At 51.3% G+C, this 21,821-nt stretch carries 13 protein-coding genes; 7 read left to right on the top strand and 6 right to left on the bottom strand.

Going from position 1 to position 21,821, the window contains the following annotated elements; genetic code table 11:
- Nucleotides 1-210 precede the first annotated feature (210 nt).
- Nucleotides 211-1,620 carry a trypsin-like serine protease gene (locus VPK24_RS09385; protein ID WP_393012424.1) on the top strand — a complete coding sequence of 470 codons (1,410 nt, stop codon included), beginning with the start codon at nt 211-213 and terminating at the stop codon, nt 1,618-1,620.
- Between the two features lie 194 nt (nt 1,621-1,814).
- On the opposite strand, the gene cydB is transcribed toward VPK24_RS09385, so the two are convergent.
- Complete coding sequence (gene cydB, locus VPK24_RS09380) at nt 1,815-2,828, bottom strand: cytochrome d ubiquinol oxidase subunit II (RefSeq protein WP_393012421.1); 1,014 nt, start codon at nt 2,826-2,828, stop codon at nt 1,815-1,817.
- 30 nt (nt 2,829-2,858) lie between these two features.
- Entirely contained in the window at nt 2,859-4,301 is a 1,443-nt protein-coding gene (locus tag VPK24_RS09375) for a cytochrome ubiquinol oxidase subunit I (RefSeq protein WP_393012553.1), read from the bottom strand.
- A gap of 399 nt (nt 4,302-4,700) precedes the next feature.
- Here VPK24_RS09375 and VPK24_RS09370 point away from each other — a divergent pair, with 399 nt between their 5' ends.
- Both VPK24_RS09370 and VPK24_RS09365 read left to right on the top strand, forming a co-directional pair.
- Entirely contained in the window at nt 4,701-5,561 is an 861-nt protein-coding gene (locus VPK24_RS09370; RefSeq protein WP_393012419.1) for a GNAT family N-acetyltransferase, read from the top strand.
- Between the two features lie 272 nt (nt 5,562-5,833).
- Nucleotides 5,834-11,245 (top strand): trifunctional serine/threonine-protein kinase/ATP-binding protein/sensor histidine kinase, encoded by a 5,412-nt coding sequence (locus VPK24_RS09365; RefSeq protein ID WP_393012416.1) that lies wholly within the window; start codon nt 5,834-5,836, stop codon nt 11,243-11,245.
- Between the two features lie 27 nt (nt 11,246-11,272).
- On the opposite strand, the gene VPK24_RS09360 is transcribed toward VPK24_RS09365, so the two are convergent.
- Together VPK24_RS09360 and plsX are read right to left on the bottom strand one after the other, a co-directional pair.
- Entirely contained in the window at nt 11,273-12,295 is a 1,023-nt protein-coding gene (locus VPK24_RS09360) for a beta-ketoacyl-ACP synthase III (protein WP_393012413.1), read from the bottom strand.
- Nucleotides 12,295-13,332 (bottom strand): phosphate acyltransferase PlsX, encoded by a 1,038-nt coding sequence (gene plsX, locus VPK24_RS09355; RefSeq protein ID WP_393012410.1) that lies wholly within the window; start codon nt 13,330-13,332, stop codon nt 12,295-12,297. The genes VPK24_RS09360 and plsX overlap by 1 nt, the downstream gene beginning before the upstream one ends.
- A gap of 945 nt (nt 13,333-14,277) precedes the next feature.
- Between plsX and VPK24_RS09350 the strand changes: the two genes are divergently transcribed.
- From VPK24_RS09350 to VPK24_RS09340, 3 genes are all read left to right on the top strand, one after another.
- Entirely contained in the window at nt 14,278-16,131 is a 1,854-nt protein-coding gene (locus VPK24_RS09350; protein ID WP_393012407.1) for a diguanylate cyclase domain-containing protein, read from the top strand.
- Nucleotides 16,132-16,343: 212 nt separating this feature from the next.
- Entirely contained in the window at nt 16,344-18,182 is a 1,839-nt protein-coding gene (gene thrS / locus VPK24_RS09345) for a threonine--tRNA ligase (RefSeq protein WP_393012404.1), read from the top strand.
- A 49-nt stretch (nt 18,183-18,231) separates the two neighbouring features.
- Nucleotides 18,232-18,858, top strand: a complete 627-nt coding sequence (locus VPK24_RS09340) for a hypothetical protein (protein WP_393012402.1) — start codon at nt 18,232-18,234, stop codon at nt 18,856-18,858.
- Between the two features lie 351 nt (nt 18,859-19,209).
- Here the strand turns inward: VPK24_RS09340 and VPK24_RS09335 are convergent, their stop codons facing one another.
- Nucleotides 19,210-19,608, bottom strand: coding sequence for a bactofilin family protein (locus tag VPK24_RS09335; protein ID WP_393012400.1), 399 nt, complete (start codon nt 19,606-19,608; stop codon nt 19,210-19,212).
- Between the two features lie 769 nt (nt 19,609-20,377).
- Between VPK24_RS09335 and VPK24_RS09330 the strand changes: the two genes are divergently transcribed.
- Nucleotides 20,378-21,340 (top strand): DUF72 domain-containing protein, encoded by a 963-nt coding sequence (locus VPK24_RS09330; RefSeq protein WP_393012398.1) that lies wholly within the window; start codon nt 20,378-20,380, stop codon nt 21,338-21,340.
- Between the two features lie 67 nt (nt 21,341-21,407).
- Here the strand turns inward: VPK24_RS09330 and VPK24_RS09325 are convergent, their stop codons facing one another.
- On the bottom strand, nt 21,408-21,578 hold the full coding sequence (locus VPK24_RS09325; protein ID WP_190355568.1) for a hypothetical protein: 171 nt from the start codon (nt 21,576-21,578) through the stop codon (nt 21,408-21,410).
- Between the last annotated feature and the right edge of the window lie 243 nt (nt 21,579-21,821).

Here is a 21,821-nt window from a genome sequence, read left to right as displayed (position 1 = left end):
CCGTTGATGGTTGATGATTCATCGGCCCAATTCACTGCCTTAACCGAGTTCACCGAATCGAATCAACCCAGCGAAACCATCAGGCGATTAGTCAAGCGCTGGAGAATTTTGCAGCCAGCGGGGGCAGATTGCTGGTTTGGGAAACCCGATCGAGCCGATCGGAGTCGAATCCCGCAGTGGCCTGTTGATGAATTCGGTTAACGGATAGTTATGACCCTTGAATCGCTCGATCGCCGTTCGCGCATTGCCGTTGCTTCCAGTGAGGCGAATGATGTGCGGTTTTTGTCCTCCACGGGTCAGGGATTTGATGGAGTTGTGGGCTATGGCACGGGGGGCCAAGTAGACTGCACCGGTTCGCTGCTGTTGTCGGGCCAGCATGTGGTGACGGCGGCTCACTGTGTGGCCGATCGCCTGGTGAGCGACAACAGCTATCAGGTGTATTTCGATTTGCCGGAGGGGCGACAGTCGGTGCGGGTGCAGCAAATTTTTGTCCACCCCAACTGGGACAGCTCTGATCCAGATTCCAACAACGATGTGGCGATCCTGTGGCTCGATTCCCTGGCTCCCGAGGGGGCCGATCGCTACGATATTTACCGCAACGGCGATGAAGTGGGGCAGGTGGCGACCCTGGTGGGCTATGGTCAGCCGGGCACGGGCAGCGTTGGGGAACTAGTGGGTGATTTTCCCGCCACTCGCCGGTTAGGAACCAACCGCATTGATGGGCTAGGGGATGTTTTAAACCGCCAGTCGAATGTGGCCGTGTTGCCTGGAACCCAGTTGATCTATGACTTTGACAATGGCACCGATCGCAATGACGGCCTAGGGCGTGATTTTGGCCTGCGCGATCGGGGCACTGGCAGCACTGAAGTGGGATCCAGCAGTGGCGACTCCGGGGGGCCCTTGTTTCTTGGCAACCGCGTGGCCGGGGTGGTGTCCTACGGTGCTGTGCCCCGGGCCACGGGAGCCGACGTGACCGGTGCAAACGACACCAGCTACGGCGAAATTTTTGCGGCGACCCGGCTTTCAGCCTTTGCCAGTTGGATTGACAGCACGATCGCGCAGACCCTCTCCGGCAACGATCCGTTGGTCGGCACCAATCGCCCCGACACCCTTTCCGGAAACCAAGGCAACGACACCCTGGCCGGTCGCGGCGGGAATGATTTTCTCTCCGGTGGTCGCGATGACGATCGCCTCGAAGGCGGTGATGGGGATGATGATCTGTATGGCAACCTGGGCAATGACCTGCTGTTTGGGGAAGCGGGCAACGACAGCCTCTTTGGTGGTCAAGGTGATGACACGCTGATCGGCGGCGATGGGAATGATTGGCTGAGTGGCGATCGGGGAGTGGACTTGCTGACGGGTGGGGCTGGGGTCGATCGATTCATTCTCAATCCCACCACTGCCGACAGTAACCCCGCCCTGGCCGACATCATCACCGACTTCAGCGCGGAAGATGTGATTGGCCTCGCGGGAGGCTTAACGGCCAGTGCGATCGCTTTGGAAGCGGGTAATCTGCGCAACACGCCAGGGACATTTATTCGTGGTGCAGGCGTTGTGTTGGGATTTGTCAACAACACCGATCCCAGTCAGTTATCCGGCCGTTTTGAGGCGATCAGCTAGGTCAATTCATGGACTGGTTATTCACGAACTCATGCACAAACTCATGTGTGAGTTTTTTGTTGAGCTTGCCAACGAATCCTTCATTCCTACTAACCAACTGTGACAGTCGGGATGGCCCCAAGCCTTTCCTTAAAGATGCTAACTGAGCGTCTGACTTGAATCTAATTAATATCATTGAGAAACATCAAAAACCGTCAATGATCATAGGCACTGCCTGCCACCTTGCCTCGAAACACCACGTATTGGTAGATGTTGTAGAAAATCATGATTGGAATTAGAAATCCCACAAAAATGATCATAAACACCAAGGCACTAGGAGCAGCCGCTGCTTGATAAATGGTAATTTGAGTGGGGATAATGTAAGGGAAAATGATTAGCCCCAACCCTATAAAAGTCAATAAAAAAATTAAAATCGTCCAAACAAAGGGTGTACGCTCTTCTTGTTGAATAAGACTGCGCAAAAGTAAACCAACTAACAGCAAACCCAATAAAGGAATTGTGATAAAAATGTATAGCAATGGTGGACTAAACAAGCGTGTTCGCACTGCCTCATAAAAAACAGGTGTGACAATCGTGATCAAAACTGCCCCAATTAAGGTGGTGATTGCTGCTAACTTCGCTGTTTGGAAATGGGTTTTTTGAAGATCCCCCTCTGTTTTCAAAATCAGATAAGTCGAGCCAATCAAGACATATCCCTGAATTAATGTCAACGCCACAAGCAGCGATCGCCAATCGAGCCAATCCCAGGATGAGCCAATGAAATGCCCTGCTCCGTCCACAGCAATTCCTTCGATCACACTACCCAAGGCAAACCCTTGCCCCAGAGCTGCCATAAAGCTTCCAATTCCAAAAGCTAAGTTCCAAAACAGCTTCCTTTGAGAATGCTCCCGAAATTCAAAGGCAACTGCTCGAAAAATTAGCCCAAAAATCATGATGAAAATAGGAATATAGAGAGCACTCAAGATTGTGCCGTAGGCTAATGGGAATGCCCCAAACAAAGCTCCTCCCATCACCACTAACCAAGTTTCATTTGCATCCCAAACATTACCCAAACTAGTCATTAACAGGCTGCGTCGTTCTTCATTAGAGCTGGTCAGAGATAAAATTCCTACTCCCAGGTCAAAACCATCCAAAATGACATACAAAAACAAAAACAATGCTAAAACAACAAACCAGACTTGTGGAAGAAAATGTAAGAGAGCATTCATGATCAATTGAAACTCGTCTAGTTGAGACTGTTACTGTTGTGCTTCAGTGGGACGCTGATCCGGGACGAATTGCGCAGGCTGAGGATTAACTGGCATTGGGTTGTTATGATTCGGCAAAGGAAGATTCAAATTAGGACCCTGACGAATAATTCGACTGCCGAAATATAGTGTTGCTACAAACAAAATTGAATAGACGATCGTGAAGCTCAGTAATGAAGTCAGCACTGTGCTAGCGGGTAGTTGTGATGCAGCATCGGCAGTCCGAATTTGTCCATACAGTGTCCAGGGTTGACGACCCACACAACGCACAATCCAGCCGGCCTCAACGGCGATATATCCCAAGGGAGCCGTGAGCATCCAACTACGGAGCAACCACTTTTGCTCACCCAACTTCTCCGAATTGAGTTTGCCCCGCAGCCATTGCAAACTACTCCAAACCATTAATACAGCCATGAAAATGCCGATGCCGCTCATGATACGGAAGGAGTAATAAACCAGCCCCACCATGTGGGGGCGATCGCTCGCAGACCAAGTTTTTAGACCTAAAACTGGCTCGGAGAGTTTAGCCTTGAACTCCAAAATGTAGCCCAATGCATTGGGGATAGTAATTTCCCAGCGATTTCTTTCCTGTTGGTTATCGGGGATGGCTACTAGGCTCCAGTCTGCTGATTCACCGGCTAAAGATGTTTCCCACTTGGCTTCAATTGCTGCTAACTTTGTGGGCTGATAGTGATAAACCTGTTCAGCACTCAGGTGTCCCACGTAAATCTGTAGAGGAGCAACTAAAATTGCTGCTGCCAGGGCAATTTTGAGTGATTGAGTAAAAAATTCTTGATGTCGTTTTTGCAAGATATACCAAGCACTGATGCCGCCAATTACAAAGAGCGAAGTTTCTAGGGTGGCCAAGAACATGTGCATCACGCTCTTGATCATAAACGGATTCAAAATAGCTTGAAAATAGTCACTTACTACAAACTTGTCATTTACCATTTCACCACCTGCTGGAGTTTGTAACCAGGAGTTGGCGACTAAAATCCAAAATGTGGATAAGTTTGCACCAAAAGCAACCATGATTGTTGCCAGGTAATGGATAGCAGGATTAACCCGCCCCCAGCCAAACAACATAATGCCTAAAAAACCAGCTTCTAGCATGAAAGCCATTGCGCCTTCAAAGCCCAAAATGCTGCCGAAAAAATCACCCACGGCCTCGGAAAATGGAGCCCAATTTGTACCAAATTGAAATTCCATGGGTAATCCGGATGCGACCCCCACTCCAAAGTTCAAGACATATAGCTTTGACCAAAAACGAGCATGGTGGTAGTAATCAGAGTTGCGCGTTTTTAGCCAGAGTCCTTCAACAATGACGAGATAAATAGCCATGCCCGTGGTTAAAACGGGCCAAAGCATATGAAAAATAGCTGTAACTGCAAACTGTATTCGTGATAATGCAACGGTACTAGATAGAAAGTCCATCATTTGAGTTGGAGCTAGAAAATGTACGATCGAGTAGGGTATTCGCTTAATGCTAGCGAGAGAAATCACGAAACTTGATAATCTCGGCAAAGATTTAAGAATTGATGCGATTGAAGATTTTGATTTGTGAAGATTTTGCAATCTCTGCCTTTTGTCTTTTGGCTTCCTTCGCTTAATAGTTCTTGAATCTTGTCATTAAATTTGCAAAATGTTAGAACTTCATCATGATTCACTTCTGACGAGCTAATCATTTATTGACGCTCACCGTCTGATTGATACTGAATGAATAAATGTTCAATTGTTCTTGTTTAGAAACAGGCTGAGAATTCGTCTTAGTAAAAATAAACCTTCCTGAAAAGAATTGTACTTTCTAATTGATGATAAATAAGGTGGCTTGAAATGCAGCTATCTCAAGGTTCAGATTACGATGTTTCAGTGATGTCAAAGGATGAACTCAAAATAGCAATAGGCTGGGCTGAACTAGAAGGATGGAACCCAGGAATTAATGATTCAGATATCTTTTATGAAACCGATCCCCAAGGATTCTTGGTTGGGAAATTGAACCAAAGTCCGATCTCTTCAATTTCGGCCGTGCGGTATGGTGACACGTTTGGCTTCATTGGGTTTTACATCGTCCACCCAGACGCTCGGCATCAAGGCTATGGCATCCAAATTTGGCAGCGTGCCATCGAAATTCTTGAAGGCCGAACGATCGGCTTAGATGGCGTGGTTGCCCAACAAGAGAATTACCAAAAATCAGGATTTACCTTTGCCCATCGCAATATTCGCTTTGCGGGCATCAGCGATCGCGCTGACCAACTCCACCCCGACCTTGTGCCGCTATCCGCCATCCCCTTTGAGCAACTGAAACAGTGCGATCGTCGCTTTTTTCCTGAGCAACGCGAGCAATTTTTACGAGCTTGGATTAATCAGCCTGACGCTCAATCCATGGGCATTTTGCAGGGCGATCGGCTCTGTGCCTATGGCGTGATTCGTGCGTGCCACACCGGCTACAAAATTGGCCCACTCAATGCTGAAACCCCTGATCTGGCTGATGCGCTTATCCAAGCCTTGGTGGCCACCATTCCATTAGGAGCAACCTTCTATTTAGATGTCCCTGAACCTAATCCTCAGGCGATCGAACTGGCCCAGAAATACAAAATGAAACCAGCTTTTGAAACTGCCCGAATGTACCGAGGGTGCTCGCCGGAGCTGCCTTTGGGTCAGATATTTGGAATTACCAGTTTTGAGCTGGGATAACACTGGGTGCCATCATGGAGCATCAAAGCATAGCTGCCTGACTGACCAGATCTGGGACGGTCACCAATTTTGACCGAAATCGCCGCACCAAAACTATTGTGTCCCTCAAGATTATAAAATAGTGAAATACGCGGAAAATTATTGCGCTATAGAAGTCTTTGTATCTTATTAGACCAGAATGTATGACTAATATACTGAGATTTTAAAAATAGTTGAAAAAATCTCAAAATGCTTCCTTGTCTATTCCTGCGTCTTTTCTTGGGCTTACTCTAATGCTGGCAGATTGTCAACTATCGGGTTATCAATTCATTGAAGAAATTTACCAAGGTTCTCGAACTGCTGTTTATCGCGGAATGCAATCACAGTCACAACAGCCCGTTGTGATTAAAGTTCTGCGATCAACTTATCCCAGTTTTGAGGAATTATTGCAATTTCGGAATCAGTACACGATTTCCCAAGCCTTGGATATGCCAGGCCTCGTCCGCTCCTATGCTTTGGCTGCCTATGAAAATAGTTATGCATTAATCATGGAAGACTTCGGAGGGATTTCTCTTCGTGAATATGTTCAAAATCAGCCATTATCTTTGCATGAAATTCTGTCTATCGCTCTGCAATTGTCCGTAATTTTAGATTACTTGCATCAACAAAAAGTCATTCACAAAGATATTAAGCCGGCCAATATTTTGATTCATCCCTCCTCGGGAAAAATTAAATTAACTGACTTTAGTATTGCTTCCCTGTTGCCCCGTGAAGCCCAATATCTTCAGAGTCCCACTAGTTTGGAAGGCACGTTGGCTTATCTGGCTCCTGAACAAACGGGGCGGATGAATCGCGGCATTGACTACCGCAGCGATTTTTATGCTTTGGGTGTGAGTTTGTATGAGCTGCTGACCGGCCAACTTCCATTCCCCACCACTGATCCCATGGAGTTGGTGCATTGCCACTTGGCAAGACAGCCGATCGCCCCTTCCGCTCTGAATTCAGAAATTTCGCCCGTGGTTTCTGCGATTGTGCTGAAACTGATGGCTAAAAATGCTGAAGATCGCTACCAAAGTGCTCGCGGACTGGGCCACGATTTGCAAATTTGCCTAGATCAACTACAGGCACAAGAGACGATTCCAGATTTTGAGTTGGGTAGCAGAGATCTCAGTGATCGCTTCTTAATTCCTGAAAAGCTCTATGGTCGTGAATTAGAAGTAAAAACTCTGCTCGATGCGTTTGATCGAGTTCAACAGGGAAAAACTGAGTTGATGCTGGTTGCAGGGTTTTCTGGAATTGGAAAAACAGCCGTCATCAATGAAATTCACAAACCCATTACGCGCCAAAAGGGATACTTTATTAAAGGAAAATTTGATCAATTCAATCGTAATATTCCCCTGTCAGCCTTTGTCCAAGCGTTTCAAAGTCTGATCGGGCAGTTGCTCTCGGAATCTGACCAAAAATTGCAGGATTGGAAATCAAGAATCTTGGAAGCATTGGGCAACCAAGCACAGGTTTTGCTGGAAGTCATTCCAGGACTGGAGCGCATTATTGGCTCACAGCCACCTGCGCCGGAGTTATCGGGAATGGCTGCTCAAAACCGCTTCAAGCTACTATTTCAAAGATTTATTCAAATTTTTACAACCACTGAACATCCACTCGTTATTTTTCTAGATGACTTGCAATGGGCAGATCCAGCTTCTTTGGAATTGCTGAAAATCTTGATGGAAGATCAAGGGTATTTATTAATGTTGGGAGCCTATCGAGACAACGAAGTTTCAGCAGCTCATCCATTAATCTTGACTCTGAAAGAGTTACAAAAATCTCAAGCAACGGTTAATACGATTATGCTCCAACCGTTGACTATTCAGCATTTGAACTATTTAATTGCGGACACCTTTTATTGTTTGCCCAGTTTGGCATTGCCCCTGACAAAACTAGTCCATCAAAAAACACAAGGAAATCCATTTTTTACAACACAATTTTTGAAAACACTTCATGAAGAGGGTTACATCACATTCAATACCAACCACTGCCATTGGGAATGCGATCTAGCGCAAATTAATGTCCTAGCCTTGGCTGATGATGTAGTGGAGTTTATGGCGGTGCAACTGCAAAAACTACCGGTTGTAACTCAGCAATGCTTGCAATTTGCGGCCTGTATTGGTAATCAGTTTGATCTAGAAACATTGGCAGTAATTGCTGAGCAGTCTTTGGTAGAAGCGGCTGCTGCATTGTGGCGAGCGCTTCAGGAAGGGATGCTTGTGCCCGTGAATCAGGCTTATAAGCTCTTTCACTCGGAAATAACTGAACAGGCCGATCGCCCCTATGAATTGAACCCAACCTATCGATTTCTACACGATCGAATTCAGCAAGCTGCCTATTCATTAATTGCAGAGTCGGAGCGACCTACCCTTCATTACCGAATTGGTCGGCTTTTGGTTCAGCACTTTACCCAAAACGATCAAGAAGATCGGGTTTTTGAAATTGTTAATCACCTTAATGCGGGTCGTAATTTAATTACTGATAATTTTGATCGAAGTGAGTTGGTTTGCCTCAATTTACAAGCGGGTCGCAAAGCAATTGCTTCGGCAGCCTACGGGGCTGCCTTGGATTATTTGAATCAGGGAATTGATTTGTTGCCAGACAATGCTTGGCAGCAAGATTACGATTTGACGCTGGAGCTACATCAAAAACGCCTAGAGGCGGCCTACCTCAACACAGAATTTGAGCAACTCAAAATCTGGGGTGAAGTGATTTTGCAGAACAGCACTTCAGTGTTGGATCAAATTAAAGTCTATGAAACTCGAATGTTGGTTTTTCAGGCGCAGAGTAAATTTGCGCAAGTGATTGATTTAGGGCTGCAAGTTTTGCGACAACTGGATATCGAGTTTCCTTTGCAGCCAACACCCGCAGAAATTGATGCAGCTTATAAGCGATCGCGCCAGGCCTGGGAAGCGCAAGATCCGTTGAGTTTGCTGGATTTGCCACCGATGAAAGATCCAAAACTCTTAGCCGCTATGCAGATTTTGACAAACTTGTCGCACTCTGCATGTATGGCAGCTCCGGCTCTGTTGCCACTCCTGATTTTTAAACAAATCAGCCTTTCAATTCATCACGGAAACTGTGCAGTTTCTGTGGTTTCCTACGCAGACTATGGAATGGTTCTTTGTGGAATCATGAATGATATTCCGGCAGGATATCAATTTGCGCAGCTTTCGCTGGCACTTCTGGAAAAATTGCAAGCCAATGCGTTTAAAAGCCGAGTTTATCTGGTTGTGAATACCTTTGCTCGCCACTGGTGCGAGCCGCTACAAGAGGTAACTCCAGCCTTGTTGGAGGGCTGCCGCAGTGGCTTGGAAAGTGGCGATTGGGAATGTGTAGCGCTGAATTTATTTACCTATTCTAATCATCAATATTGGAGTGGGCGAGAGCTGCTGGGCTTAGCGGAGGAACTGCTGAGCCATGAAGTTGTGATTGAGCAAGTGAAGCAGCAAGCAGCCTTGCGTGCCCATCAGTCTTATCTACAAGCGGTGCTGAATCTTCTGGGTAGATCGACTGTTCCCTATCGTTTGCAGGGCGATGTTTTTGATCTGGAGCAATTGGTTCCCTCCCTCAAGGTGGGGAATGATCGAGCCTCTCTGTTCAGTGGCTATTTGCATCAAATCTTTCTTTACTACCTATTTGAAGAACATGAAGCAGCTATAGCGTTAATCCCAATGGTTCAAGAGTATCAGGATGCAGGAATTGGCTTCTTTTTGATGTCTACTTGGGTGTTTTACCAAGCGTTAATCGAACTTCAGCAGTACTCCTTGGCAACATCATCAGAACAGACCAAAATTTGGGAGTCAGTGCAAGGGGCCCAAGATCGCCTTCATCAATGGGCAGTTTATGCGCCAGAAAATCAAGCGCATCGTTGGCAATTGGTGGCGGCTGAGGTTAATCGAGTATTGGGGCAAAAAACTGAAGCGATCGAGACCTATGACTGTGCGATCGCTGATGCTAAAAAAAGTGGGTTTTCCCATGAGGAAGCTCTGGCCAATGAGCTGGCAGCAAAGTTCTACCTCCAATGGGGTAAAGAAAAGGTGGCCGCCGGTTATATGCAAGAGGCTTATTATGGCTATGCGCGTTGGGGTGCGAAGGCCAAAACTGCGGATTTGGAGCGACGCTATCCACAGTTGTTGAGTCCAATTTTGCGATCGCCTGCGCCAGTTTTTAATCCCTTAGAAACGCTGGCAGCGGCTACAATTCCGCTGGCACTCCGCACATCTGCAATTCACAATTCTTCAGGCCAGGTTAGTGGTACGCCCAGTTCTTCTGCTTCCGACGTGAATGAAATGTTGGATTTGGCGGCGGTCATTCGTGCTTCTCAGACCTTGGCCGGTACGATTCAGTTAGATGATTTGTTGCGGCAACTAACACAAATTGTTTTGCAATGTTCGGGTGGCGATCGCTGTGCGCTGGTGGTTGCTGGTGGTGAAGGTGCTTGGCAGGTGCGGGCGATCGCGCGATTAGAATTAGTGGAAGTCTGCACAGAACCTTTGGAAACTTGCCCTGCTTTGCCGGTGCAGTTGGTGCAGTACGTGAAGAATACTGAGACAACAGTGGTCATTGATCACGGCCAAACCAATCTGCCCATTACAGATCAATATTTAATTCAGGTCGCCCCTAAAAGCGTGTTGTGCTTGCCGATTTTAAATCAATCGCAGTTGGTGGCGATTTTATATTTAGAAAATAGCGCAGTGGCCAATGTTTTTACGAACGATCGCCTACTGGTCTTGAACTTTCTCTGTGCCCAAGCTGCGATTTCTCTGGAAAATTCACGCCTATATCAGCAAGCCCAAACCTATGCCCACCAGCTTGAGCAGTCCCAATTACAGGTGGTGCAAAGCGAAAAAATGGCCTCGCTGGGAAATTTGGTGGCTGGTGTAGCCCACGAAATTAATAACCCGATCGGCTTTTTAAATGGCAGTATTCAAAATCTTCAAGATTCAATAGGAGATTTGCTGAGCCATCTATCGCTTTATCAGCAGTATTACCCTGATCCTGAATTGGCGATTGAAAGTCATGCAAAAGCAATTGAACTGGACTTTTTAAGTGAAGATTTACCAACACTTTTGAAGTCTATGCAATTAGCAACTGATCGCATCAAAGGAATTAGTAACAGCTTGCGAACCTTCTCGAGAGCAGATACCCAATATAAAGTTCAGGCTAATCTCCACGAAGGGATTGATAGTACGCTGCTGATTTTGAAGTATCGACTGAAAGCGAATGAGCATCGCCCGGCAATTCAAGTGATTCAAGACTATGGAAATGTGCCTTCGATCGATTGCTTTCCAGGGCAACTGAACCAGGTGTTTATGAATGTGCTGGCCAATGCGATCGATATGTTTGATGAGTTAGCTCAAGGGGCATCCTTTGAGCATTGGGTTACCCATCCGCAGCAAATTACAATTGGTACCCAGGTTGTGGATCAACAGGTGCAAATTGCTATTCGGGATAATGGAAAGGGCATGAGCGAAGCGGTGCGATCGAATATTTTTGACCATGCCTTCACGACAAAAGCCGTGGGGAAGGGAACGGGGTTGGGATTAGCGATCGCTCGCCAAATTGTTGTGGATAAACACGGGGGGAGCTTGGAGGTGAGATCAGAGATTGGCCAAGGTGCAGAGTTTCTGATTCGCCTGCCGATCCATGGAGACTGAGGCTGGGAGTCAATGAGGCTGCGATGGTCAGCGGCCCCAACGGACAATGACAGCACCCCAGGACAAACCAGCCCCAAATCCAGCTAGGGCCAAGGTTTGGCCGGGCTGAATCCGTCCGTCACGAACCGCTTCATCAAGGGCGATCGGGATGGAGGCGGCGGACGTGTTGCCGTAGCGCTCTAAGTTGCTGATGGTTTTTTCGTGGGGCAAACCAAGGCGATCGGCCACCGCATCGATGATGCGTTGATTCGCTTGGTGCAACAGCAGCCAATCTACCTGCTCGATCGACCGTTCCGCCCGATGCAAGGCCTTCTCGATCGCCTCGGGAACCCGCTTAACGGCAAAACGATAGACTTCCTGACCGTTCATGGTGATCGGTTGGAAATTGCCTTGACCCACCACGGTTCCGTTTTTGAGAGGCTGTTCGATCGCTTCCCCCGCCAGGTTCAAAACATGGTTCATGGAGCCATCGCTGCGTAGCTCAAACCCCAGCAAAGCATCGCTAGCGGCGGGTTGCTCCTGCAAATCAATTGCCTGTAACACCACAGCCCCTGCCCCGTCGCCAAACAGGATGCAAGTGCCACGATCGTTCCAGTTCACCCAGCGCGAGAGCACATCGGCCCCAATCAGCAGCACATTGCGATAAACACCCGATCGCAAAAACTGAGCCGCCGTCACCAAGCCAAACGCAAACCCCGAGCAAGCCGCCGTTAAATCCATCGCCACCGCGTGGCTCGCCCCGATCGCCCCTTGAATCGCCCCAGCACTCCCGAACAAATCATCGGGCGTGGAGGTGGCCAGCAGAATCAAATCCAAATCAGCCGCCTGGAGATCCGCCATTGCCAACGCTCGCTGAGCAGCCTTTGCGGCCAACGGCGTAAGGGACTCCTGCGGTTGCGCCAAACGCCGCTGACGGATTCCCGTCCTTGTGGAAATCCACTCATCGGAGGTTTCAACCAACTGCTCCAGAGCAAGGTTGTCTAAAATTCCATCCGGCAAAGCTGAACCGCTGCCAATGAGGGCGATTCCAAAGGGCGATCGCGTTTGCATTAATTCTCCGAAGCAACAGCCTGCTGCACGCTTTGTTGATACTGGGCTTGGATTCGCTCAATCACACGAGATTCCACAGCCGCCTTGGCGAGGCGGATAGCCCCAAAGGCTGAAGGGGCCCGCGAGCTGCCATGGCCAATAATGCAAACCCCGTTCACGCCCAGCAACAAACCGCCCCCATGCTCCGCATGATCGACCCGTTGCTTAATGCGCTTCAGGTTGTGCTTCAACACCGTGACCCCAATTTTGCCGCGTGTGCCCTTGGGTAGCTCCTCCTTCACCACCTGAAGCATCGCGCTGCCCACGGCTTCCGCGAACTTCAGCAGCACGTTGCCCACAAAGCCATCACAGACAGCCACATCGAACTGACCCGAGAGGATATCGCGCCCCTCGGCATTACCCGCAAAGTGAATGACGGGATTTTCCGCCAGCAACTGATGGGCCCGCAGGGCCAATTCATTACCCTTACATTCCTCTTCGCCAATGTTGACCAAACCCACGTTGGGCCGTTCCACCCCCAAAACATGTTGGCTGTAGATGGAACCCATCACGGCAAACTGCTCTAGGAATTTGGGGCGACAGTCCACATTGGCCCCCACATCCAAGATCAAAACTTGCTTGCCGTTGACCTGGGTTGGCAACACAGCCCCGATCGCGGGGCGCTCAATTCCCGGAATTCGTCCCAACCGCAGCAGTGCCGCTGCCATGGACGCGCCCGAGTGCCCCGCCGAAACCACAGCATCGGCTCGGCCTTCCTTGACCAGATTCGTGGCCACATTGATGGAAGAATTGGGTTTGCGGCGCAGGGCAGTCAATGGCTCTTCGTCCATTTCCACCACGCTATCGGCGGGCACAATTTCGAGGTTTGAACCAGCATTGTGCTCTTTCAGGCAAGCCTCGATTTTGTGGGGATCACCGACTAGCAGAACCTTAACCCCCAGTTCTTCGCTGGCGCGCACGGCTCCGGCGACGATTTCTTCGGGGGCATAGTCGCCGCCCATTGCGTCAATTGCGATTCGATCCCCAGTTGACCCCATAGAAGCCGAACACGGTAGAAGTCTCCCAAATTTTACCAGACAGGGTGCAAATGGCTGTCGTTTGGCAATTGGGTTTGGCAATTAGGTCGAATCGCTGGACTTGGCAATTGGGCTTGGCGGTTTCTGGGGAGAGCGGCCGATGGCTGCTGGGGAATGGTGAATCCCGTGGGCCGATGCAACCGAGACTCCGGCCCTAAGTTAGAGTTAAATTTGTGGCCCATTATGATGTGGCCCATCATCGCTTTTGCTTGGGGTTGTTGGCCGCTGAACACTGAGCACAGCAAGGTTAGATGAGCACAGCCCTGTGGCCGGTTGTTTGTGGCTCGGGATCTGCTGTCTGCGGTTGCAGCCTAGATTTGCGGTCTACGATTTGCGGTTCTAAGATCAATTGTCTTCATCCATCCGTTCTATCAATCTCGATCGAGCCACAGCCGAGGGGTGATGGGGCGATCGCCCTTGATGGAACTGATTGCATCTCCGGTGATCCCCTGTGATCGATCAAGGGAAGATGGCTCACCATCAACCGCATGAGTGATTTCATGACCGATCATGCGTGATGCACTGGGGGAATTGATCGGGACTCGGATCAACGACTGATTGACCCATCATCGATCACAATCAATTTGAGATTCACAGTCCCCTTGATCAGTACCCATTGATGAGTCTGATTAGACCGATCACGTTAACTGATCGCTATTGCTCAAATCCATTAAATCCAGTGATTGGGTGAGGGCGATCGGGAGAATCGGGGCGATCGAGGGCGATCCAGGTGATCAAATCGACGGCGATCAAGGCGATCAAATTGATGGAATCGATTGATCTAGAGCCATCCGCATGGAGGTCAAGCGATCGATGATATTAATGAAATTCGCCATGAAATCCGCAACCCCAATGCTCAAATATCTTGCGCAATCTACTGTCTGAGCCTGTCGGTGGCCAGGATGCATGGAAATTGAAGCGGCTGTTCAACGAACCTTTGCCACAGGCTCAGCGTCTGGATCGGTGGCGGAAGCGGCACGGCGCTGGATGGCTCTGCCCGATAGTGCTGCTCGATCGAGTTGTTTGCTGGTTCTCGAAAGCAATCAGCTCAAGGGCGTGGTTTTGCCTCGGGATCTCTTGCGGGCCCTGGCCACTCAGCCCACTCGGCTACTAGGAACCATTGCCCAGGCCGTCCAACCAATCTTGCTCAAGGACTTGGGGCAATGGATTGGCACTATTGAGGGCCTCCGAACCCTGTTGGATCTGTTTACTCGTCAAGACCTGGATATTTTGCCCGTAGTGGATGGAGGACTGCGGCCTCTGGGGGTGTTGCCGCTGATGGTCGTCTCCCAGGAGCTAATTTTGCGATTGCAACAACAGGCCGATCACCGTGACCTGGCGGAGCAGCAGTTAATGACTGCCTATGCTGAAATGCGGGGCATGTTGGAAGCCCTGCCGGATCTGGTGCTGGAACTGTCAACGGAGCAGGCCCATGTGCGAGTGATGCCCACCCAGTTGGCCCAGGTATCAAATCATGGGGGGGAGCTAATTAATCAGATGGTGGAAATTTTGACGGATTCTACCCGATCGGGCCCTTGGTTGGCCGCCGCGCGGGAAGCCATTCGGCAACAACGTTCCCTGTCCTTGGAATATTCTTTGCGGCTGGGAGAACAGGAGGCTTGGTTTATTGCCAACATTGCCCCCACCTCCCACAGCAGCGTGATTTGGGTGGCGCGTGATATTAGCGATCGCAAACGGGCCGAGCGGGCCCTGGCCGAAGCCAATGTCCAGCTCAAGGCTTGGATTGATACCCTAGAGCGCCGTAACCAGGAGTTGAAACTGCTGGGCGATCTCAGCGGCCTGCTGCAAACTTGCCTCAGCATCGCTGAGGCGGGCCGCGCCTTGCCCAGTGTGTTGATGGCTTTGTTTCCACGCTGTAGTGGAGGGGTGTTTTTATACGACGACAGCAAGGGCGTATTTTCCCTGATCAGCCAGTGGGGCGATGGTTTCTCCAGCCAATCGACCTTTGCCTTTCGCCATTGCTGGGCCCTGCGGCGTGGGCGATCGCACCGAGTGGAAGCGGGGCCGCAAAACCTGCGCTGTCAGCACGCCTTTGAGGGGTTCATTGGTGAATCTCTCTGTATGCCTTTGGTGGGGCGGGGGCAAACCTTGGGCCTGTTGCACCTTTGCACCCAGCCCAATCAGCGTTTGATTTCCGAATACCAACCCATGGCCACGGCCGTGGCGGAGCACTTGGGCTTGGCCTTGTCTGATATGCAATCGCGCCAGAAACATAACCTGGTGGCGCTTCAAGACGAGGATGCACAACTGTTCAATCGGCAATATTTAGAGCAGCGACTTCAGCGCGATTTGCTAAATATGGCTCGTGCCCAGCAACCCTTGAGTTTGTTGGCGATCGCCCTGGATGGGTTGGCTGTGGCGGAGCGTCTTTCGGGCCAAGATACCAGCCGATATTTGTTGCAACGGGTGGTGATGCGGTTGCGCAACCATATTTCTGAGTTGGAAGCCCTGGGGCGCTACGGCAAATACGACTTGGTGCTGTTGTTGCCCAACACGGAGATTGAGGAAGCCTGTCGCCGAGCGGAGCGGTTGCGCCAACTGTTGTCGTCGTTGGATGCGTCCCTGCTGGAGTTTGCGCCCCAAGGAATTGGCGTGGCGATCGGGATTGCCAGTTTCCCAGACCATGGCCGCACGGCGGCTGAGTTGTTGCACCGGGCAGACGTGGCCCTTTATCGGGCCCGATCGGGCAAGGGTAACGGGATTGTGCCCTATAGCTTGCCCGACAGCGATCGCGCCTAAACTGCCCATTTCCGCCCATTTCCGCCCATTCGCCCTGATTGTGCCCCTGAGCGTCCTGTCCCGAAACGCTACCCGATCGCGGGCCTCGCTAAGATAGAAGGCCCCAAGCGGCGGTTCGCGAACCAAAAGTCGGGCCATGTCGTCAATTAGCGTTAGAGTAGCCACGATGCGCGATCGACCGTCGCTTTCTACTGTTGTTGAGTTTCGTTGGTATGGTTCAGCAATTGCCCGATCGTCCCCTGCCCGCCGCCGACCAGGTTGATAAAATCACCCTGCCGAAAACCAGCGAATCGGAAACGCTGAAAAAAATTCGCCACACCACTTCCCACGTGATGGCCATGGCGGTGCAGCGCTTGTTTCCCAAGGCTCAAGTGACGATCGGCCCCTGGATCGAAAACGGCTTTTACTACGATTTTGATAGCCCCGAACCCTTCAGTGAAGAGGCGTTGAAGGCGATCAAAAAAGAGATGATCAAAATCATCAACAAAAAGCTGCCGGTGATTCGCGAAGAGGTGTCCCGCGAGGAAGCCAAGCGCCGGATTGAGGCGATCGGGGAGCCTTACAAGCTGGAAATCCTCGACGACATCAAAACCGAACCGATCACGATTTATCACCTGGGCGATCAATGGTGGGATCTTTGCGCCGGCCCCCACCTGGAAAACACCTCGGAAATTAACCCCAAGGCGATCGAACTGGAAACCGTGGCCGGAGCCTATTGGCGCGGCGATGCCACCAAGGCCCAGCTCCAGCGAATCTATGGCACGGCTTGGGAAACGCCAGAGCAACTGGCCGAATACAAACGTCGCAAGGAAGAAGCCCTCAAACGCGATCACCGCAAACTGGGCAAAGACTTGGGGCTGTTTATCTTTGCTGACCCTGTGGGCCCCGGCTTGCCCCTCTGGACACCCAAGGGCACGATGCTGCGATCGATCCTGGAGGACTTCCTGAAGGGCGAACAGGTCAAGCGCGGCTATTTGCCCGTGGTCACGCCCCACATTGCCCGCGTGGATTTGTTCAAAACCTCCGGCCACTGGCAAAAGTACAAGGAAGACATGTTCCCGATGATGGCCGAGTCGCCGGATGAGGCGGCCGCCGAGTTGGGCTTTGTGCTGAAGCCGATGAACTGCCCCTTCCACATCCAAATCTTTAAGAGCCAGTTGCGCTCGTACCGAGAACTGCCGATGCGCCTGGCGGAATTCGGCACGGTCTATCGCTACGAGCAGTCCGGCGAGCTGGGTGGTCTAACGCGGGTGCGCGGCTTCACCGTGGATGACTCCCACCTGTTTGTTGCGCCCGAGCAGTTGGATGCGGAATTTCTGAAGGTGGTGGATCTGATCCTGACGGTGTTTAGGGCGCTGCAACTGAAAAACTTCAAAGCCCGCCTCAGCTTTCGCGATCCCGACTCCGACAAGTACATCGGCTCCGATGAGGCCTGGAACAAGGCCGAAAACGCCATTCGATCGGCCGTGCAAACCCTGGGCATGGATTCCTTCGAGGCTCCCGGCGAAGCGGCCTTCTACGGGCCCAAGCTGGACTTCATTTTCCAAGATGCCCTAGAGCGCGAATGGCAACTGGGAACGGTGCAGGTGGATTACAACCTGCCGGAGCGGTTTGATCTGGAATACGTCGCCGCCGATGGCAGCCGCCAGCGGCCGGTGATGATCCACCGTGCGCCATTTGGGTCGATCGAACGGCTGGTGGGCATCCTGATCGAAGAATACGCCGGAGATTTCCCCTTCTGGCTGGCTCCCGAGCAAATTCGCCTGCTGCCCGTGGGCGACAATTTCCGCGACTACGCCGATCGCGTCGTGGAGCAACTGCAACTGGCGGGCATTCGGGCAACGGTCGATGGTTCGGGCGATCGCCTGGGCAAAATCGTCCGCAACGCCGAAAAGGAGAAAATCCCCGTGATGGCCGTGGTCGGTGAAAAAGAGTTGGAAACCAACAGCCTCAGCCTTCGCACCCGGGCCGACGGTGATTTGGGATCGGTGACGGTGGCCACCACGATCGAACGGGCCACGGCCGCCAACCGCGATCGCACCAATTTTTAGAGTTCAGGGCAGCGCCAGCCCAGAAAAGCTCTAGCCTAGGGAGGTGGAAATGGCTGATCGTGTCCCTGTCCCCGATCGAGGATGGGCCTCGTTTGCCCATCGCCCCGTCCTCGATCGTCCAACGGCTCAACAGTTCCCCATCCAGTTCCCATCAAGTCCCCATCACAAGTACCGCTTGAACTTTGCGATGAAACTTCAATCCACAATCGCAGCGATCGCCCTGGGTTTGCCGCTGCTGCTGACCCCCACCGCTGCCCAAGCCAACGAATACGATCGCTGTGTGCGCGACCTGCGCGACTCCAACATCAGCCCCGACCTGATTGCTAGCTCCTGTGCCTATGTGCTCCACCCCGAGGACTTGGGCGACTGCGTGGAGCGGATTGACGAAAAAACCACCATCTCAGCGGAAGCGGCCCTCAGAACCTGTCGGCAAGCTCGCCGCCCGATCGACACCGCCAACTGTGTGGTCAGCATCTCGCGGGCCGGAGCCGTTGACGGCAGCGCCGTTTTGGATCATTGTCGCCGCAGTTTGCTGCCCGAACGGTTTGCCCGCTGCGTCACCACCCTGAATCGCCAGGTGACCAGTGACCTCACCACCGCCATGGGCCAATGCATTGACGGGCGCGATCGCCCCCGTGACATGTATCCCGAATATCCCGGGCGATCGGGCAACTGAGATCGGTGACTGAGATCGTGAAACTGAGGCCGTAAATCAGCGTTTTGGTTGATTTGGGTTCCAGTTGATTTGGATTCGATCGGGTTTGGCCCACCTGTCCGTTGTCCTGCCAAGCCCACACCCCTCTCCAGAGAACTGGATCTATCTCCTAGGGTTAAGCCGCAGTTGTTGAGGCTGAACCGCTAACCCCAGGAGATAGACCCAATCTCAGGGATCTCAATAGTCGGTAAGATTTTCAATCCTGACGGCGATTGGGGCCTGGTCGTTGGTCGGTTGTTGGTGGATGGTTTGTGGATGGTTTGTTCATGGCATGGTGCCCCCTCTCACCTTGCCTAGTGCCCCAGGAAATCCCTACTCGCTGCGGCCCACCAATTTGGGGATCGGCGGGGCAACGGGCAACAAGTTGGCATCCTTGGTGACAATGTGGCCCACGTAGAAAGCCCCCGCCTCAATATTCAGGGCGCTAACCACCACATCCCCCTCCAAGCGCGAGGTACGCGTTAGGGTCAGACTCCCTTCGGCCACAATACTGGCCTTCACTGTGCCGTGGATGATGATGTTGCCGGCTTTGACCTCGGGCCCTTCGATCGAGCCAGCCGCCGAAATCTCCAAATCCCCATTCACTTCCACCGTGCCCCGCACCGCGCCATCAACCCGTAAACCGCCCTGGACTCTTAAGTTTCCTTGAAAATCACTTCCTTCAGCCAGATAGGTCACTGACGGCATTAGTTTTTTGCTACGTCCAAACATCGATTAACTCCAGAGTCACTATTGCATTGATCCATCCCCTCTTTCCTCCCAGCGCTCGGCCTCGATCGCGAGGCTCGCTTCATTTCTCAACTCCTTGAAATTGCCTGAACTACTTTGCAAGTTTGCTGGGTCATTGACCCAGTTGGTGTTGCCATCAACAACAATTTATACTTCCGATCCTTGTTGTTTTTCTGATCTCTTAGTTTTTCTGACCTCTGCGTTTAAGGCGTGTTACTGGTGGTGGCTTGTCCTCGGGTATAGAGTTGTCTTGGTATTAATATCCACAACCTGATTTCAGGGTTTTTACGGAACGAGATGCACTAATTTGGGTAATGGACGAAACGGTGAAGCAACCATTACCCAATGGTTCTGCGCTTGTGGTTGATGGAAAACGATCAAACAGGGGCTAAGTTCTAAAATTCCCAAAAATTGCCCAAAATAAGCTCAAAGTCCTGAAAAACTTGATTTTTCTCGACAATGATGGCCAAGAATTTTTTGAACGACGGTTTTCTAATCTTCAGAACAATCAATGCGACTCAGACCCTAGGAACCCAAACGAACGAAAATCAATCATGGTCAGTCTTTGGGCGTAATCTTGCCGGGATCATTGACCTGTGATTAATAGTGAGTTGAGTTATGGGCGAGAGCTGCTGAATTTGGATGCAGCTTTACCCGCGATGGGCCATGCCCCCTAGAAGATCGTGGGACATTTTGGAGAGAAAATGATTGCAAGATACTCTGAAGGATCTATAGGGTATGGCAATAGGGTATGGCGATCGATTGGCAATTTCGGCTCGGTTGCGCTGTGTGGTCTTATCCCGGTTGGGTGGGTTCAGTCTATCCGCCGGGAACTTCGGGGCAAAAAGCCCTGCGTTGTTATGGCGAGCGGTTTTGGGCCGTTGAGGGCAATACGACGTTTTATGGTGTGCCAACGGCAGCCACGGTGCAGCGCTGGGGATCGTTGGTTCCCGATGGATTTCGCTTTTGCCTGAAGTTGCCTCGGGATGTGACCCATGTGGGCCCCTTGCTCGATCGCGGGCCGGCGGCGTTGGCCTTTGCAGAGCGGGCTGTGGCCTTGGGCGATCGGTGCGGGCCCTTGTTTGCTCAGCTTCCTCCTAGCTACGGCCCCAGCCAGAGCGCAGATCTGCGACAGTTTTTGAGCCAATGGCGACGGTCAACCAATGTCTCTTTGGCTTTGGAGGTGCGTCACCGGGATTGGTTTTTGCCCCAGTGGCGCGATCGCCTCAATGGTTGGTTACGAGAGTTGGGGATTGGTCGGGTGGTGTTGGACACGCGACCCATTTATCGGGGGTTAGATTTGGCTCGGGAAGATCCCCAACGGCAATCCCAGCGGCGCAAACCGAATTTGCCGCTGCAGTCCTGTGTAACGGCGGAGTTCGCGATCGTCCGGTTCATTTCCCACCCGGAAGCCTGGCGCAATGAGGCTTATTTGTTGGAATGGCGCGATCGAGTGTTGCGCTGGCTGGAGCGAGGGGTGCAACTGTATTTTTTTGTCCACTGCCCGATCGAGGAGCATTCGCCCCACACGGCCCGCCAGTTTCAGGCTCTGCTAGAGGCGGCGACGGTTCCGGCGGCGACCGCGATCGCCCCGTTGCCTTGGAATCAGTTATCAATCACCGAAGGCGCGGCAGCAGTGGCCAGGGATCGGACTGGGGGCGATCGCCTCGGATCCCCAAACGATTCCCAAAACGATCAGCTTTCCCTGTTTTAGGGAGCCGTATTTTGGGGCCATATTTTTAGGGAGCCGTATCTTAGAAAAAGAGACCGCAGTGAGGCGACTACATCAAACCGGTGCGATCGACCAACAGGGCCACACCTGCCGAAAAAGCCGTAATGCCCATTGCGATCCAGGGGCTTTGACCGAACGCCACCGCGAAGGACACCGCCACACCGGCCCCAACGGCAGCGGAAATAACACCAGTGACCAAATCTTTTTGCTCGGGTTGCATGGTTTTTTCCTTGATGATTTCTTAAACAAAAGGCACTAATAAGAACCGCTAATGAGCGGCTGTGCTGTCCCAAATTACCATCCCGATTTGGCTGGGCGTTTGGGAAGAGCCTGGCTTTGCAATTAACCTTTAATAAGCTTGAGAATTCTTGAAATTTCGCGATAAAAATTCACACAATAGCCCAATTTTCGTCGATCAGAACGTAATAAACGGCAACGAACAACATTCCCAATGCAGTCGCCT

This window comes from Limnothrix redekei LRLZ20PSL1 (genome assembly GCF_043235035.1).
Lineage (GTDB): Bacteria > Cyanobacteriota > Cyanobacteriia > CACIAM-69d > CACIAM-69d > CACIAM-69d.
This window is presented reverse-complemented; position numbering and strand designations above follow the sequence as displayed.

Bases quoted from the DNA above. Each gene is read 5' to 3' on its own strand.
- VPK24_RS09350 (WP_393012407.1), top strand. From the start codon at position 14,278: ATGGAAATTGAAGCGGCTGTTCAACGAACCTTTGCCACAGGCTCAGCG.
- VPK24_RS09370 (WP_393012419.1), top strand. From the start codon at position 4,701: ATGCAGCTATCTCAAGGTTCAGATTACGATGTTTCAGTGATGTCAAAG.
- VPK24_RS09325 (WP_190355568.1), bottom strand. From the start codon at position 21,578: ATGCAACCCGAGCAAAAAGATTTGGTCACTGGTGTTATTTCCGCTGCC.
- VPK24_RS09330 (WP_393012398.1), top strand. From the start codon at position 20,378: ATGGCGATCGATTGGCAATTTCGGCTCGGTTGCGCTGTGTGGTCTTAT.
- VPK24_RS09340 (WP_393012402.1), top strand. From the start codon at position 18,232: ATGGCTGATCGTGTCCCTGTCCCCGATCGAGGATGGGCCTCGTTTGCC.
- VPK24_RS09335 (WP_393012400.1), bottom strand. From the start codon at position 19,608: ATGTTTGGACGTAGCAAAAAACTAATGCCGTCAGTGACCTATCTGGCT.
- VPK24_RS09360 (WP_393012413.1), bottom strand. From the start codon at position 12,295: ATGCAAACGCGATCGCCCTTTGGAATCGCCCTCATTGGCAGCGGTTCA.
- VPK24_RS09375 (WP_393012553.1), bottom strand. From the start codon at position 4,301: ATGGACTTTCTATCTAGTACCGTTGCATTATCACGAATACAGTTTGCA.
- VPK24_RS09385 (WP_393012424.1), top strand. From the start codon at position 211: ATGACCCTTGAATCGCTCGATCGCCGTTCGCGCATTGCCGTTGCTTCC.
- cydB (WP_393012421.1), bottom strand. From the start codon at position 2,828: ATGAATGCTCTCTTACATTTTCTTCCACAAGTCTGGTTTGTTGTTTTA.
- thrS (WP_393012404.1), top strand. From the start codon at position 16,344: ATGGTTCAGCAATTGCCCGATCGTCCCCTGCCCGCCGCCGACCAGGTT.
- plsX (WP_393012410.1), bottom strand. From the start codon at position 13,332: ATGGGGTCAACTGGGGATCGAATCGCAATTGACGCAATGGGCGGCGAC.
- VPK24_RS09365 (WP_393012416.1), top strand. From the start codon at position 5,834: ATGCTGGCAGATTGTCAACTATCGGGTTATCAATTCATTGAAGAAATT.